Here is a 1,049-nt window from a genome sequence, read left to right as displayed (position 1 = left end):
ACCGCCCCCAGAACCCGTCCCACCCACTCGTCGGGAGCGCGTGCAGGCGGCCCGGATCCACCGGATCGTCATGCATCCCCCGCCCCACCGGAATCGCCTGCTCGATCTTCGAGCGCAGCCGCGACAGGTCCCCGGGGAGGTCGTTCGCCGTCAGGGACGTCTTCACGGCCGACATTCCGCAGCCGATGTCCACGCCCACCGCCGCCGGGCACACCGCGCCCCGCATGGCGATGACCGAGCCGACCGTCGCACCCTTTCCGTAGTGGACGTCGGGCATGACGGCCAGACCCTTGATCCAGGGCAGGGTCGCGACGTTCTGCAGCTGCTGCATCGCCGCGCCCTCGACCGCCGCGGGATCCGTCCACATCCGGATGGGCACCTTCGCGCCCGGTATCTCCACGTACGACATATCGTCCCCATTCCCCCGAAAAAGTACAGAAGCCTCAGAAGTTGTGAATGGCAATACCGGCGCCAAGGTCTACGAAACAGGGCAACGGACCGGCGTCCACGGCAGTGCGTGCGATACACATTGTCTCCGGGAGCGGCCCCCACCCGGCAAGCGAATAAGAAGCGGGGACCCGGGCCGGCCACCTGTGGACCGACACGCATCGACACCGTCGAGAGGAGCCTGCCCGTGCTGCGGAAGGCGTACGTACCCGGCGCGGCCGCGNNTTCCGGCACGACGACGGCGGCGGCCCAGCCGGGCAAGTACCGCACGCTGCCGGAGGCCTGCGGCGCGGTCGGCCACAGCACCCTCGACTCGCTGCTGCCCGGGATCAGGCAGATCACGGACGTGGACCAGCGGGACCGGGCCTACCAGGGCGAGGCCACGCTCACCTACGACACGGACCGCAAGGTCGGCTGCCGTTGGAAGGTGGACTCCACGGAGGCCACCGACCGCCTGCACATCGACTTCGAGCGGGTCGTCTCCTACGACAACTCCGTGAGCGACGACAGCCAGGCGGAGTCGGTCTTCGCCACGAAGCTGGCGGCCGCGGACCTTCCCGAGCCCCCCGCCACCACGCCCTCCGGGTCGGGCTCCGGCGCCA

Annotated in this window: 1 protein-coding gene and 1 pseudogene; one reads left to right on the top strand and one right to left on the bottom strand. The window is 69.8% G+C overall.

Going from position 1 to position 1,049, the window contains the following annotated elements; genetic code table 11:
- Nucleotides 1-409: RtcB family protein (locus tag BZY54_RS47250; protein WP_143668373.1), on the bottom strand; the 409-nt coding region annotated here is incomplete at its 3' end.
- A gap of 225 nt (nucleotides 410-634) precedes the next feature.
- On the opposite strand from BZY54_RS47250, the pseudogene BZY54_RS47245 reads away from it, so the two are divergent.
- Nucleotides 635-1,049, top strand: a pseudogene (locus BZY54_RS47245) (DUF3558 domain-containing protein); the annotation flags it as partial.

This window comes from Streptomyces carpinensis (assembly GCF_002154505.1).
GTDB classification, from domain to species: domain Bacteria; phylum Actinomycetota; class Actinomycetes; order Streptomycetales; family Streptomycetaceae; genus Streptomyces; species Streptomyces carpinensis.
The sequence above is the reverse complement of the archived record's forward strand: the minus strand, read 5'-3'. Positions and strand labels throughout refer to the sequence as shown.